The sequence below is a fragment of the Sulfitobacter sp. 15WGC genome, assembly GCF_005068605.1.
Taxonomy (GTDB): domain Bacteria; phylum Pseudomonadota; class Alphaproteobacteria; order Rhodobacterales; family Rhodobacteraceae; genus Sulfitobacter; species Sulfitobacter faviae.
Genome location: NZ_SZNL01000011.1, coordinates 69725 through 82864, shown reverse-complemented (window position 1 = coordinate 82864; position 13140 = coordinate 69725). Strand labels below are relative to the sequence as shown.

Annotated in this window: 12 protein-coding genes, 1 pseudogene and 1 riboswitch; of the genes and pseudogenes, 5 read left to right on the top strand and 8 right to left on the bottom strand. The window is 63.0% G+C overall.

The window, feature by feature from the left end; all coding sequences use genetic code 11:
- Positions 1 to 9: 9 nt before the first annotated feature.
- Positions 10 to 1506, top strand: coding sequence for a phosphomannomutase/phosphoglucomutase (locus FCK22_RS11350; RefSeq protein WP_067261431.1), 1497 nt, complete (start codon positions 10 to 12; stop codon positions 1504 to 1506).
- A 75-nt stretch (positions 1507 to 1581) separates the two neighbouring features.
- Here the strand turns inward: FCK22_RS11350 and FCK22_RS11345 are convergent, their stop codons facing one another.
- From FCK22_RS11345 to FCK22_RS11325, 5 genes and pseudogenes are all read right to left on the bottom strand, one after another.
- Complete coding sequence (locus FCK22_RS11345; protein ID WP_136720427.1) at positions 1582 to 2226, bottom strand: phosphoribosylanthranilate isomerase; 645 nt, start codon at positions 2224 to 2226, stop codon at positions 1582 to 1584.
- Positions 2227 to 2235: 9 nt separating this feature from the next.
- A complete protein-coding gene (locus tag FCK22_RS11340; RefSeq protein WP_067261428.1) occupies positions 2236 to 2586 on the bottom strand; it encodes a lipopolysaccharide assembly protein LapA domain-containing protein in 351 nt (116 codons plus the stop codon).
- Positions 2586 to 2870, bottom strand: coding sequence for an integration host factor subunit beta (gene ihfB, locus FCK22_RS11335; protein ID WP_067261426.1), 285 nt, complete (start codon positions 2868 to 2870; stop codon positions 2586 to 2588). Before ihfB ends, FCK22_RS11340 begins: the two co-directional genes overlap by 1 nt.
- A 284-nt stretch (positions 2871 to 3154) precedes the next feature.
- A pseudogene (gene rpsA, locus FCK22_RS11330) lies at positions 3155 to 4849 on the bottom strand (30S ribosomal protein S1); the annotation flags it as partial.
- A gap of 397 nt (positions 4850 to 5246) precedes the next feature.
- A complete protein-coding gene (locus tag FCK22_RS11325; RefSeq protein WP_067261422.1) occupies positions 5247 to 5999 on the bottom strand; it encodes a response regulator in 753 nt (250 codons plus the stop codon).
- Positions 6000 to 6129: 130 nt separating this feature from the next.
- On the opposite strand from FCK22_RS11325, the gene trmB reads away from it, so the two are divergent.
- The 4 genes from trmB (at position 6130) to FCK22_RS11305 (ending at position 9413) form a co-directional block, all read left to right on the top strand.
- A complete protein-coding gene (gene trmB / locus FCK22_RS11320; RefSeq protein ID WP_067261420.1) occupies positions 6130 to 6831 on the top strand; it encodes a tRNA (guanosine(46)-N7)-methyltransferase TrmB in 702 nt (233 codons plus the stop codon).
- A gap of 106 nt (positions 6832 to 6937) precedes the next feature.
- Positions 6938 to 8290 (top strand): 3-phosphoshikimate 1-carboxyvinyltransferase, encoded by a 1353-nt coding sequence (gene aroA, locus FCK22_RS11315; protein WP_067261419.1) that lies wholly within the window; start codon positions 6938 to 6940, stop codon positions 8288 to 8290.
- Complete coding sequence (locus FCK22_RS11310; RefSeq protein ID WP_067261417.1) at positions 8287 to 8790, top strand: hypothetical protein; 504 nt, start codon at positions 8287 to 8289, stop codon at positions 8788 to 8790. The genes aroA and FCK22_RS11310 overlap by 4 nt, the downstream gene beginning before the upstream one ends.
- A complete protein-coding gene (locus FCK22_RS11305; protein ID WP_067261415.1) occupies positions 8787 to 9413 on the top strand; it encodes a d(CMP) kinase in 627 nt (208 codons plus the stop codon). The genes FCK22_RS11310 and FCK22_RS11305 overlap by 4 nt, the downstream gene beginning before the upstream one ends.
- A 45-nt stretch (positions 9414 to 9458) precedes the next feature.
- Here the strand turns inward: FCK22_RS11305 and metK are convergent, their stop codons facing one another.
- From metK to FCK22_RS11290, 3 genes are all read right to left on the bottom strand, one after another.
- Positions 9459 to 10640 (bottom strand): methionine adenosyltransferase, encoded by a 1182-nt coding sequence (gene metK / locus FCK22_RS11300; protein WP_067261414.1) that lies wholly within the window; start codon positions 10638 to 10640, stop codon positions 9459 to 9461.
- Between the two features lie 4 nt (positions 10641 to 10644).
- A riboswitch (SAM-SAH riboswitch) is annotated at positions 10645 to 10693 on the bottom strand.
- Positions 10694 to 10724: 31 nt separating this feature from the next.
- Positions 10725 to 12224: an apolipoprotein N-acyltransferase gene (gene lnt, locus FCK22_RS11295; protein ID WP_067261412.1), complete on the bottom strand. Its 1500-nt coding sequence runs from the start codon at positions 12222 to 12224 to the stop codon at positions 10725 to 10727.
- A complete protein-coding gene (locus FCK22_RS11290; RefSeq protein ID WP_067261410.1) occupies positions 12221 to 13123 on the bottom strand; it encodes a hemolysin family protein in 903 nt (300 codons plus the stop codon). Before FCK22_RS11290 ends, lnt begins: the two co-directional genes overlap by 4 nt.
- Positions 13124 to 13140: the final 17 nt, after the last annotated feature.

Here is a 13140-nt window from a genome sequence, read left to right as displayed (position 1 = left end):
GTATTTGACGTGAGTAAACCGGCCTCCACCGTGACCCCGAACACTTGGGAATTTCTGCGCGATGCGATGATCACCCCGACAGGTTTTCGCGAATATGACGCGCGTTGGAAATACCCCGATGACATTAACCTGCCCGGCATCACCGCCCTTGGCCTTGGGCTTGGCACGCAGATGCATGCGCGTGGGATTGAGCCTGTCATCGCCGTGGGCAATGACTATCGCGACTATTCGCTCTCGATCAAAAACGCGCTGATGCTGGGGCTGATGCAGGCCGGGATCACGGTCAAGGATATCGGCCCGGCGCTTTCCCCAATGGCCTATTTCGCTCAGTTCCACCTCGATGCCCCCGCCGTTGCCATGGTCACGGCGAGCCACAACCCGAACGGCTGGACCGGCGTCAAAATGGGCTTCCAACGCCCCCTGACCCACGGCCCCGACGAGATGGCCGAACTGCGCGACATCGTCCTGAATGGCCGTGGTGAACGGCGTCCGGGCGGGGCCTACGAGTTCGTCGAGGGCGTGCGCGAAGCCTATCTGGATGACCTTGTCGGTGACTTCAAGATGACCCGCAAACTGAAGGTCGTCTGCGCCACCGGCAATGGCACCGCATCGGCCTTCGCGCCCGAATTGTTCCGCCGCTTGGGGGTCGAGGTCGTCGATAGCCACAACACGCTCGACTACACCTTCCCCCATTACAACCCGAACCCCGAAGCCATGGAGATGCTACATGACATGGCTGACAGCGTCCGCGCCTCCGGCGCTGATCTGGCGCTCGGTTTCGACGGTGACGGGGACCGCTGCGGCGTGGTGGATGACGAGGGCGAAGAGATCTTCGCCGATAAGATGGGTGTCATCATGGCCCGCGATCTGGCCAAACTGCACCCAACCAGCACCTTCGTCGCGGATGTGAAATCCACCGGGCTCTTCGCCTCGGACCCTGAGTTGCAGAAGCACGGGGCCAAGGCGGACTATTGGAAAACCGGCCACAGCCACATGAAACGCCGTGTCAAAGAACTGGGCGCGCTGGCGGGCTTCGAAAAGTCCGGCCACTATTTCTTGGCCGAGCCGATTGGCCGGGGCTATGACTGCGGCATGCGCGTCGCGGTGGAAATCTGCAAGTTGATGGACCGCAACCCCGACAAATCCATGTCGGACCTGCGCCGCGCCCTGCCCCAGACCTATTCGACGCCCACCATGTCGCCCTATGCCTCGGACACCGAGAAATACGCCATCCTCGACCGGATCGTGCAAAAGCTCACCGCCAAGGCCGAGGCCGGGGACAAGATCGGCGGCCGCGCGATTGCCGAGGTCATTACCGTCAATGGCGCGCGCGTCATGCTGGACAACGGCGGCTGGGGCCTCGTGCGGGCTTCCTCCAACACGCCGAACCTCGTCGTGGTCTGCGAAAGCCCCGAATCTGACGCGGAAATGCGCGCGATCTTCGCTGATATCGATGCGGTGATCCGCACAGAGCCGGGCGTGGGCGATTACGATCAATCGATCTAATCGCCAGTTACGGCACCAGAACGACAAAGGCCCGGGGCATCGCCACCGGGCCTTTTTTCTTTGAACTAGAAGGTCTTACTTCAGCGCCGCTTCGCAGAAGGCGCGGATGCGTTCGGCATCCTTCATCCCCGGCGCGCTCTCAACCCCCGAAGAGACATCAACCTGTCGCGCCCCGGTGAGGGCAATCGCCTCCCCCACATTCTCGGCGTTCAGCCCCCCGGCGAGCATCCAAGGCTTCGGCCAGCGCCGCCCGGCGATTAGCCGCCAGTCAAAGGCCAGCCCGTTGCCCCCCGGCAGCACGGCATCCTTGGGTGGTTTGGCATCGAGCAAAAGCTGATCCGCGACGGTGACATAGTCGTTCAGCAGCGCCAGATCATCGCGATCGGCCACGCCGACGGCTTTCATCACCGGCAGTCCATAGCGCGCCTTGACCTCGGCCACCCGCGCCGGGCTTTCGCTGCCGTGCAGCTGTAGCATGTCCAGAAAGGGCACCGCGGCCAGCAGCGCATCCAGCGCCGCATCGTCGGCATTGACGGTCAGCGCGACCTTGCAAATGCCGTCAGGCACCGCCTCGGTCATATGCGCCGCGGCCTCCAGCGACAGATGGCGGGGGATTTTCGAAAAGACGAACCCCAGCGTGCGTGCGCCCGCCAGAAGGGCGGCGGGCACATCGGCAGGGTCGGTCAGACCGCAGATTTTTACGTTAACGTTCTCAGGCATGGGTGGGGTTTAGCCTGCTTCGTCGAGCAGCGCCAGCACCTCATCCTTGCCCTGATGCTTCTCTTCCTTGAGGCGGATCACCTCACGCTCCAACCGGCGCCGCTCGCGTGCCTGCCGCGCCAGTTCGGCCCGGTGGCCGTGTTCGCGGATCCATTCCCAAACGAAGCCCACCAAAAGCCCTACGATGATCCCGCCAAGGATCACGATAAAGAGCGGCAGTTCGATAGAGGGGTTTACGGCAAACCAACCTGAAATCTCGGTCGGAAGCACTTGAAGTGTCACGATGTTCCGGTTCGCCAGAGCAACGGAAACCAGCGCAATCGCGAAAAGCGCGATGCAGGCATAACGAATGTAACGCATCAGCTTTTCCCGTTCAGCCGGTCACGCAAGAGCTTGCCCGTCTTGAAGAAGGGCACATGCTTTTCTTCGACATTCACCGTCTCACCGGTGCGCGGGTTGCGCCCCACTCGGGCATCGCGTTTCTTAACGGAAAAAGCACCGAAGCCGCGCAATTCGACCCGGTCCCCACGCGCCATGGCGCCCGTGATCTCATCAAAGACCGTGTTTACGATCCGCTCAACATCACGTTGATAAAGATGCGGATTGTCGTCAGCGATCTTCTGGATCAGTTCCGACCGGATCATGGCACGTCCCCCGAGAATTTATTGATGTCTTACCCGACTATAGGAAATAACGCCCCACACGGGAAGGTGTTCCACCAGCGCCGCGATAGATTTTTCGCAGCGAAACCCCTGTTATTTCGGCCCTTTTCCGCCGCCTGCCGCCGCTGAAGGCCAAGGCGCGTAGGGATTGGGCATAAGGGCTAAAACCCGCTTCGCGATTCGACCCCGCCCCCGGAACAGCAAAAGGCCCCGCATGTCGCCATGCGGGGCCTTCGCTAAGGTCACATATTCAACGTGGAATATGCTTACTCGTCGTCGCCTTTCAGCGCCGCACCAAGGATGTCGCCCAAGCTCGCGCCGGAGTCGGAGGAACCGTACTGCTGTACCGCCTCTTTCTCTTCCGCGATCTCGCGTGCCTTGATGGAGACGCCCAGACGGTGTGCTTTCGCGTCGACGTTGGTGATGCGCACGTCGACCTTGTCACCGACCGAGAAACGCTCGGGGCGCTGTTCGGCACGGTCACGGCTGAGGTCGGAACGACGGATGAAGCTCTTCATGCCTTCGTATTCGACTTCGATGCCGCCATCTTCGATGGAGGTCACGGTCACGGTCACGATCGAGCCGCGCTTCACGCCGCCCACGGCTTCGGCGAACTTGTCACCGCCGACGTTCTTGATCGACAGCGAGATGCGCTCCTTCTCGACGTCCACTTCGGAGACAACGGCCTGAACCACGTCACCTTTGCGGTAGTCTTGGATGGCTTCTTCGCCGCGCTGGTCCCAGCTGAGGTCGGAGAGGTGAACCATGCCGTCGATGTCACCGGGCAGGCCAACGAACAGACCGAATTCGGTGATGTTCTTGACTTCGCCTTCGACCTCGGTGCCCTCGGGGTGGGTCTCAGCAAAGACTTCCCATGGGTTGCGCATGGTCTGCTTCAGACCAAGGGAAACGCGACGTTTGGCGCTGTCGATTTCCAGAACCATGACTTCGACTTCTTGCGAAGTGGAGACGATCTTGCCGGGGTGCACGTTCTTCTTGGTCCAGGACATCTCGGAGACGTGGACCAGACCTTCGACACCGGGCTCCAGCTCGACGAATGCGCCGTAGTCGGTGATGTTGGTCACGCGGCCGCTGTGCACGGAACCCAGCGGGTATTTCGCGCCAACCAGATCCCACGGATCTTCCTGCAGCTGCTTCATGCCGAGGCTGATGCGGTGGGTCTCTTTGTTGATCTTGATGACCTGAACCTTGATGGTCTCGCCGATCGACAGGATCTCGGACGGGTGGTTCACGCGGCGCCATGCCATGTCGGTGACGTGCAGCAGGCCGTCGACACCACCAAGGTCAACAAACGCACCGTATTCGGTGATATTCTTGACCACACCATCGACGGTCTGACCTTCGGTCAGGTTGCCAATGACTTCGGCACGCTGTTCGGCGCGGGACTCTTCGAGGATCGCACGGCGCGATACAACGATGTTGCCACGACGGCGGTCCATCTTGAGGATTTGGAACGGCTGCTTGAGACCCATGAGCGGGCCTGCGTCGCGCACGGGGCGCACATCGACTTGGGAGCCGGGCAGGAATGCAACTGCGCCGCCGAGGTCGACGGTGAAGCCACCTTTGACACGGCCAAAGATCGCGCCTTCGACACGCTCTTCTGCGGCATAGGCTTTTTCCAGACGATCCCAGGCTTCCTCACGGCGGGCCATTTCGCGGCTGATGACGGCTTCGCCACGCGCGTTTTCGACTTGGCGAAGGAAAACTTCGACTTCGTCGCCAACTTCGATTTTGGGGGATTCGCCGGGATCAGCAAATTCTTTCAGCTCAACGCGGCCTTCCATTTTGTAGCCGACGTCGATGATGGCTTGGCCCGCTTCGACAGCGATCACCTTGCCTTTGACGACTGTGCCCTCTTGGGGCGTGTCCATTTCAAAGCTTTCGTTAAGAAGCGCTTCGAATTCGTCCATTGCTTTAGTCATGTAGCTTTTCGTATCCTTATCAAATGTTTCTGGCCGCGCGGTTGTCTCCGCCGGTCTGGAGTTGCAATTGGTCGTTGTGGTGGCACCGTGCCGTTCTTGTCAGAGAAGCTCCGACATAAAAGCACAGCGGTTGACCCGCAGCCGAACGCAAACAAAAGAGGGCCGGTTAGTACCGACCCTGCCCGCTATATCGCGTCCGAAGCTGTAACCGCCCCTTAGACAAGGCGCGTATAGGCGAATTTTGACGCTCCTGCAAGGGCTATGGCGTGCTGGCCGGGGGATATGCGGGGTTCTGCCGGGCAAGGGTTCCATAGCACGCCCGGGGATAGAGGGCACCACAACTGATCAGGGCCATCGCGGCGCTGCAACCTCTTCATAGCGATCTGCACGGCCTCCGCCGCGGTAAGCCTGCCGCTCACCCGCCCCAGCCCGCGCCCAGCCCCGGCGCGGGTTTCGGCGGATCGGCAAGATCGCCTTCGGCAAGGTCACTGCCTTGATAGCTGGCAAGGTCCTCAACAAACTCCCACAGACGCAAGAAAGTATAGTCGACCTTCCCCAACGCCTCCGCCACGGCGGCGGGGTTCGACCGGTCCAAGGCGCATAGCGCGCGCATGTTCTCATTCATCATCGGCTTGATATCCTGCGCGCATTCCTCGGTGAACCGCCGTAGAACGCTTCGCAGTTCAGACCGTTTTTGCTCCTGCGTGGCCACGCCCAGTTGCAGCGCGGTCTTGTGAAGCGCGTGAAAGGCGGAACGCCTCAGCGTGCTTTGCGAGAGTTCATCCTTGGCGATATAGTCACTACAGCCGCCGCGCAGCGCTTCGATTGCGACGTCGCTCTGCTCCGTCCCGGTGACCATCACCGTGGCCACACCGCCGTTGCGCGGGTGGGCGCGGATCATCTGCAAGCCGCGCAGGCCATCCCCATCGGGCAGGTTGTAGTCCAGCAAGATGAGGTCAAACGCCCCCTCATCCAACTGCTGAGCAAGGGCGGCGACGCTCTCTGCCTCGGTCAAAGAAACCGGAAAGTCCAAGCCACCGCAGAGCCGTTTGATCCGCATCCGATCAAAGCGCTGGTCATCGACGATCAGGATACGCGCCGCCGCCAAAGGCCCCGCCGCGCCATCCGCCCTATCGCCTGCACCGCTTCCGCGCCTTGCCACGCTCATCAGCCGTCCCCCTGCTTTGCCTCGGCATTTAGACCCACGGAGCCTAACAAATGGTTAACCCGCCCCTATTCGCCGCCAGCCTTGCAGAGGAATGTTGCGGTGGCGCGGCGGGGCCGCTACATGAGCCGCCATGAGTGATACAACACGCCCCCGCCGCAACTTCTATGGCCGCCTCAAAGGCAAAGCGCTGAAGAAGTCGCAAAAGACCTATATTGACGAAGACCTCGACGCATTGTCGCCGGGGGCCGTCGATTGGGAGAGCAATCCCGACCGTAGGCCCCTCGACCTCGATACGCTGTTTGGCGGGCGCAAGGTCTGGCTGGAAATCGGCTTTGGCGGCGGTGAGCATCTGGTGCATCAGGCCGGGCAGAACCCCGATGTGGGCATCATCGGCTGCGAGCCCTATATCAACGGCGTCGCGATGTTGCTGGGCAAAATCCGGCGCGCGGGCGTGGACAACCTCGCCATTCATCCCGGTGACGTGCGCGATATGTTCGACGTGCTGCCCGAAGCCTCCATCGACCGGGCGTTCCTGCTTTATCCCGATCCTTGGCCGAAAACCCGTCACCACCGCCGCCGTTTTGTCACGCCCGAGCATCTGGAGCCCTTGGCCCGCGTGTTGAAACCCGGCGCGATCTTCCGCGTGGCGACGGATATCGAAGACTACGTTCGCCAGACGCTCGAACAGGTGCCGCAGCATGGGTTTGATTGGCTGGCCGAAGGGCCTGACGATTGGCGCGCGCCTTGGGATGACTGGATTTCGACCCGCTATGAGCAAAAGGCGCTGCGCGAAGGGCGCACCCCGCATTACCTGACCTTTCGCAAACGCTAAGTATTTGCAGCTGATACCACCCCGTTTCCAATCCATCGCACGCGCGGCGATGGACGCTGCCGCCCGCCTGCGATAATAGGAACCTTGAGCAGATCAGAGGTACCTCATGTCCAGTCACGGCAGCCCCATTCCCATGTCATCGCGCGCCTGCGGGCCGCTTAGCGGCACCGCCGAAGTGCCCGGCGACAAGTCGATCTCGCACCGCAGCCTGATCCTTGGCGCTATGGCTGTGGGCGAGACCACGATCACCGGGCTTTTGGAGGGGCAAGACGTGCTCGACACCGCCAAAGCCATGCGCGCTTTCGGGGCCGAGGTGGTCGACCACGGCGGCGGTTCCTATTCCGTGCATGGCGTGGGCGTCGGCGGCTTTGCCGAGCCGGACAATGTGATCGATTGCGGCAATTCCGGCACTGGTGTGCGGCTGTTGATGGGGGCGATGGCGACCTCTCCGATCAGCGTGACCTTCACGGGCGATGCCAGCCTCAACAGCCGCCCGATGGCGCGGGTGACCGATCCGCTGGCGCTGTTTGGCACGCAATCCGTGGGCCGCGCCGGGGGCCGCCTGCCGATGACACTGGTCGGCGCCGCCGAGCCTGTGCCGGTGCGCTACACCGTGCCCGTGCCTTCCGCGCAGGTGAAATCCGCGGTGCTGCTGGCGGGGCTGAATGCGCCGGGCAAAACCGTGGTGATCGAGGCCGAAGCCACCCGCGACCATACCGAACGGATGCTGGCGGGCTTTGGCGCCGAGATCACGGTTGAAGAGACCGACGAGGGCCGCGTCATCACCCTGACCGGCCAGCCCGAGTTGAAGCCGCAGCATATCGACGTGCCGCGCGACCCCTCCTCCGCCGCTTTCCCGGTTTGCGCCGCGCTGATCGTGCCCGGCTCGGACGTGCTGGTGCCGGGCATCGGGTTGAACCCGACCCGCGCAGGGCTGTTCACCACCCTGCGCGAAATGGGCGCGGATCTGACGTATGAAAACGAACGTACCGAGGGCGGCGAGCCTGTGGCCGACCTGCGCGCAAAGTTCTCGCCCAACCTCAAGGGGATCGAAGTCCCCCCCGAACGTGCGGCGAGCATGATCGACGAATACCCCGTGCTCTCTGTCGTTGCAGCCTGTGCGACGGGCGAGACCGTGATGCGCGGCGTCAAGGAACTCCGCGTCAAGGAAAGCGACCGGATCGAGGCCATGGCCAGCGGCCTGCGCGCCAATGGGGTCGCGGTCGAAGACGGGCCGGATTGGTGGACTGTCAAAGGGCTGGGCCATGGCAATATCCCCGGGGGTGCGACCTGCCAAAGCCATCTCGACCACCGTATCGCCATGTCGTTCCTGATCCTTGGCATGGTCGCACAACAGCCGGTGCAGGTGGACGATGGCGGGCCCATCGCCACCTCCTTCCCGATTTTCGAGCCGCTGATGGCCTCTTTGGGTGCACAGGTCGAACGGTTGCCTGCGTGACAGGCAACCGGCTGATCTGGCTCAGCCTTTGCGCTGCACTGGCCTTTGCAGCCCTTGCGGGCTTTGCCGAGACAGATCTGCGCGCGGCGGGCATGGGCGTCTTGGACGGGCGGCTTCTGGGCTATGATCTGCCCGGGGCGCGCGCCTATCTGTCAGCACTCAGCCCCGAACAGACGGCGCTGTATCTCGGCCAGTTCCGGCTGGCCGACACCGCGTTTCCTGCCCTCTTGGCGCTTGCCCTGCTGCTGTGGTTCCGGCGCTGGTCGTCGGGCGGGCTGCGGCTGGGGCTGACGCTGGCCGTGGCACTATATCTGGGGGCGGATTACACCGAAAACATGCTGATCGGGCGGCTGGTCGAATTGGGGCCGGACCGGATCACCGCACAGGCCGTCGCAACGGCGAGCCTGTTCACAAAGGCGAAATGGGTGATACTGGCGGGCTGTTTCACGGCGGCCCTGCTGCTTGGCCTACGGGCCCGGAACAAAAGGAATTTGCAATGACAGATAACAGAACCAACGGCATCACCGTTGCCATCGACGGCCCCGCCGCTGCGGGCAAAGGCACCGTGGCCAAGGCGGTGGCGGCGCATTTCGGCTTTGCGCATCTCGACACCGGGCTTTTGTACCGCGCGGTCGCGGCCAAGACCCTCACCGGGATGGACCCCGAGGAAGCGGCCCAGACCCTCGCCCCCGTCGATCTGGAAGACCCTACTCTGCGCAGCCCCGAGGTGGCCCAAGAGGCCAGCAAAGTGGCGGTGATCCCCGCAGTGCGTGCCGCCCTTGTGCGGTTCCAGCGCAGCTTTGCCACCCGCGCGGGCGGCGCGGTGCTCGACGGGCGCGACATCGGCACGGTGATCTGCCCCGACGCGCCGGTCAAACTCTTCATCACCGCCAGCCCCGAAGTGCGCGCACAGCGCCGTTTCGCCGAACTGTCGGGCAAGGGGATCGAGACCAGCTATGAAGATGTGTTGGAAGATGTACGCCAGCGCGACCTGCGCGACATGAGCCGGGACCAAGCGCCGCTGAAACCCGCCGAGGACGCCAAACAGATCGACACAACGGAAATGGCGATCGAAGATGCGGTGGCCGCCGCCGTGGCCTTGGTCGAGGCGAAACGGGGCTAACCCCGCTGCGAAAAGGGTGGGCGCTGTCGCCCACCCCCTCAATACTTACACAGCCGTTTTCAACTGATCGACCAGATCGCGGCGCTCCCAGCTGAAACCGCCATCCGCGTCGGGCGCGCGGCCAAAGTGGCCATAGGCCGCCGTGCGCTGGTAGATCGGCTTGTTCAACTGCAAATGCTCACGAATGCCGCGCGGGGTCAGGTCAATGATCTGGCGGATCGCCTTTTCGATCGCCGCGTCATGCACGTCACCGGTGCCATGGGTGTCGCAATAGATCGACAGCGGCTCGCTCACGCCAATCGCATAGCTCAACTGGATGGTGCATTTGTTCGCCAGCCCTGCCGCCACGACGTTCTTGGCCAGATAGCGCGCCACATAGGCCGCCGAACGGTCGACCTTGGTTGGGTCTTTGCCCGAGAACGCGCCGCCGCCATGCGGTGCGGCCCCGCCATAGGTATCGACGATGATCTTGCGCCCGGTGAGGCCCGCGTCGCCATCCGGCCCGCCGATCACGAAAACGCCGGTGGGGTTCACGTGCCAGACGGTGTCGGCGTCGATCCACCCCTCGGGCAGCACCTCACGGATATAGGGCTCCACGATCTCGCGGATATCGGCGCTGGTCTGGCTTTCGCTCTCATGCTGCGTCGACAGCACGATGGAGCTTACGCCCACCGGTTTGCCGTTCTCGTAACGCACCGAGAGTTGGCTTTTCGCATCGGGCCGCAGGGTCGGCTCGGTCCCGTCTTTGCGCACCTCGGCCAGACGGCGCAGGATCGCATGGGCGTAGTGGATCGGCGCGGGCATCAACTCGGGCGTCTCATCGGTGGCAAAACCGAACATGATGCCCTGATCGCCTGCGCCCTCTTCCTTGCCATCGGAGGCATCGACGCCTTGGGCGATATGCGCCGACTGCGGGTGCAGCAGATTGGTGATCTCACATGTCGCGTGGTGGAACTCATCCTGCTCGTAACCGATGTCTTTGATGCAGGCGCGGGCGATATCCTCGACACCCGCCAGATATTCATCGAGCTTGGTCTTGTTGGCCAGCCCGACCTCGCCCCCGATCACGACGCGGTTGGTGGTGGCAAAGGTTTCGGCGGCGACCCGCGCTTCGGGTTCCTCGCTGATGAAAGCGTCGAGGATGGCATCGGAAATCCGGTCGCAGACCTTATCCGGGTGCCCCTCGGAAACGGATTCCGAAGTGAAAGTATAGTTCTGACGGGACATGTAGTGCTCCAATAAAAATTACGCACCACGTCAGGAAGCCGTTGTGGTGCTCTCCCAACGGCTTAGACAACCGCTGGTGGATGGTCAATCGGCATTCCCCGGGCTGCGACGGCGGGCCACGGCAAGCCCGGCAAGGCAGAGGGTCAGAAGCAGGATCAAAGGCAAATCACCGCTGCGGCTGTAGAGCGTGGGCGCCAGTGGCGCCGGCAGCGGCGCGTCGATGAAGCCTGCGGAATTGAGCGGCAGCGAAGCGATCACCCGCCCCTGCGGGTCAATCATCGCCGAGATCCCGGTATTGGCCGCCCGGGCCATGGGCAACCCCTGCTCGATCGCGCGCATCCGCGCTTGGGCCAGATGCTGGCGCGGGCCTGCGGCCTTGCCGAACCATGCGTCATTGGTGACCTGCATCAGGAAAGCGGGCCGCGCTGGCGCGGCGTTCACGTCATGGGCAAAGACGGCCTCGTAGCAAATCAACGGCAATGCGGCGCCGAGCGGCCCCAGATCCAAAACCTGCGCGCCCGGCCCGCTGGAAAAACCGTTCCCCTCCTGCGCGGCGAGGCCGTGGATCCCGAAACGCGCCATCAGATCGCCCAAAGGCATATATTCGCCAAAGGGCACGAGGTGATGTTTGTCATAAAGCTGATCGACCGCGCCGCCTTCGTCCAACACAACAAGCGAGTTGTAATAGCGCATGTTCGACCGACGCTGCACGCCCAGCACCACCGGCACGTCCGAGGCTGCGCCGATCTCATCCAAGGCGCTCCCCGCCATGTCCAACGACCATGGGATCGCGGTCTCGGGCCAGATCACCAGATCGGGGGCGGCGCCTTTGTCCTGCGGCGCGGCGGCGGTGTAGTCGAGCTGGCGGGAGAAATAGAATTCAAAGGTATCGGGGTTCCACTTGTCGCGTTGCGCGGCATTGGGCTGCACCAAACGCACCACGTTCTCGGTCAGCACCGCGGGCGTCGCTTGCGGGGGCAGCAGCAACAGCAGCACCGTCGAGAAGGCCAACGCCCCCTGCCCCAACCGCAGGCTCAAAGGGCCGCGCAGCAGCAAGATCGCGGCGATGGCGAATAGCCAGAGGTTCAGCGCATAGGGGCCGACCCAAGCAAGGCCCTGCCCCGCCATCACGCCGACCAGTCCTTGAGCGGGCATGGCCCATGGAAAGCCCGTGAAAATATAGGCCCGCAGCAGTTCCACCGCCGCCCAAGTCAGCGCCAGCGCTAGCTCACGCTTCGGCGCGATCCAACGGGCGAGGCCAAAGGCCAGCCCCCAGAACAGCGCCATGCCAGCGGCCAGCAGGATCAGCGCAAAAGGCGCCATCCACCCATGCCGCGCCACATCGACCATGAAGGGCGAGACGATCCACTGCAGCGCATGCAGGAAATAGCCAAAGCCAAAGCCCCAGCCCAAAAGCGCCGCGCGCATTGGCCCGCCAGATTGCGCGCGAAACAGCCAAAACGCCGCCACCAGCCCGGCAAAGAGCAGAATAGGCAGTTCATAAGGCGCTTGCCCGAAGGCTGCGATGGCCCCGGCGAGGGGGGCCAGCAGCAACCGGCCCCGCATCGCCAGCCGTTGCCTCATCCCCCGGCCCCTTGGGTGCGGACCCGCAACCGTTTGATGCGGCGCGGGTCGGCGTCGATCACCTCGAACTCCGGCCCATCGGGGTGCAAGACCACCTCGCCCCGCGCAGGCACGCGGCCCGACAGCATGAAGACCAAGCCGCCAAGCGTGTCGATCTCTTCTTCGTCGACGGTTTCATGATCGGTCAGGGAATGGCCAATCTCAGCCTCAAAATCCCCCAGCGGGGTCTTGGCGAGTGCCAGATAAGTGCCGGGCTTTTCGACCGTCCAATAGGTGCCCTCGTCGACGTCATGTTCGTCTTCGATCTCACCTATGACCTGTTCGATCAGGTCTTCGATGGTCACCAGCCCGTCGACACCGCCATATTCGTCGATCACCAGCGCCATATGCCGCCGCTCGGCCTGCATTTTGGTGAGCAGCACGCCGATGGTCATCGACGGCGGCACATAGACCAAGGGCCGCAGCAGGGTGCGCAGATCGAACTTGGTGTTTTTGCCGTTGAAACCGTGGTTTAGCGCCAGGTCTTTGAGGTGGACCATGCCCACGGGCGTATCGAGCGTGCCATCATAGACCGGCAGGCGGGTCATCCCGCTTTCCTTGAAGACCGAGACCAGCTCATCCAGCGTGGCGCTGACCGGCACGGCGGTGATATCCGCCTTTGGGATCGCCACGTCATCGACCCGCATCCGGCGCAGGTTCATCATGCCATGGCCCGTGGGCCGCTCGGCCTCTGCCGAGGTCTCTGGCGTGTCGTCCTCGCTGTCCGATGGGCTTAGCGCCTCGAACACCCGAGAAAAGAAATTACCGGTGCGCATCGCGCCATCATCCGGCTGCTCATGTCTGTCTTCATCTGTCAGCGCGCTCTGCGCCGCGTCAGATGATCCGTCTGTATCGCCCATTGGGTCCCGTCTGTGTT

Bases quoted from the DNA above. Each gene is read 5' to 3' on its own strand.
- FCK22_RS11345 (WP_136720427.1), bottom strand. From the start codon at position 2,226: ATGCCTGAGAACGTTAACGTAAAAATCTGCGGTCTGACCGACCCTGCC.
- lnt (WP_067261412.1), bottom strand. From the start codon at position 12,224: ATGAGGCAACGGCTGGCGATGCGGGGCCGGTTGCTGCTGGCCCCCCTC.
- trmB (WP_067261420.1), top strand. From the start codon at position 6,130: ATGAGTGATACAACACGCCCCCGCCGCAACTTCTATGGCCGCCTCAAA.
- metK (WP_067261414.1), bottom strand. From the start codon at position 10,640: ATGTCCCGTCAGAACTATACTTTCACTTCGGAATCCGTTTCCGAGGGG.
- FCK22_RS11325 (WP_067261422.1), bottom strand. From the start codon at position 5,999: ATGAGCGTGGCAAGGCGCGGAAGCGGTGCAGGCGATAGGGCGGATGGC.
- FCK22_RS11290 (WP_067261410.1), bottom strand. From the start codon at position 13,123: ATGGGCGATACAGACGGATCATCTGACGCGGCGCAGAGCGCGCTGACA.
- ihfB (WP_067261426.1), bottom strand. From the start codon at position 2,870: ATGATCCGGTCGGAACTGATCCAGAAGATCGCTGACGACAATCCGCAT.
- aroA (WP_067261419.1), top strand. From the start codon at position 6,938: ATGTCCAGTCACGGCAGCCCCATTCCCATGTCATCGCGCGCCTGCGGG.
- FCK22_RS11305 (WP_067261415.1), top strand. From the start codon at position 8,787: ATGACAGATAACAGAACCAACGGCATCACCGTTGCCATCGACGGCCCC.
- FCK22_RS11340 (WP_067261428.1), bottom strand. From the start codon at position 2,586: ATGCGTTACATTCGTTATGCCTGCATCGCGCTTTTCGCGATTGCGCTG.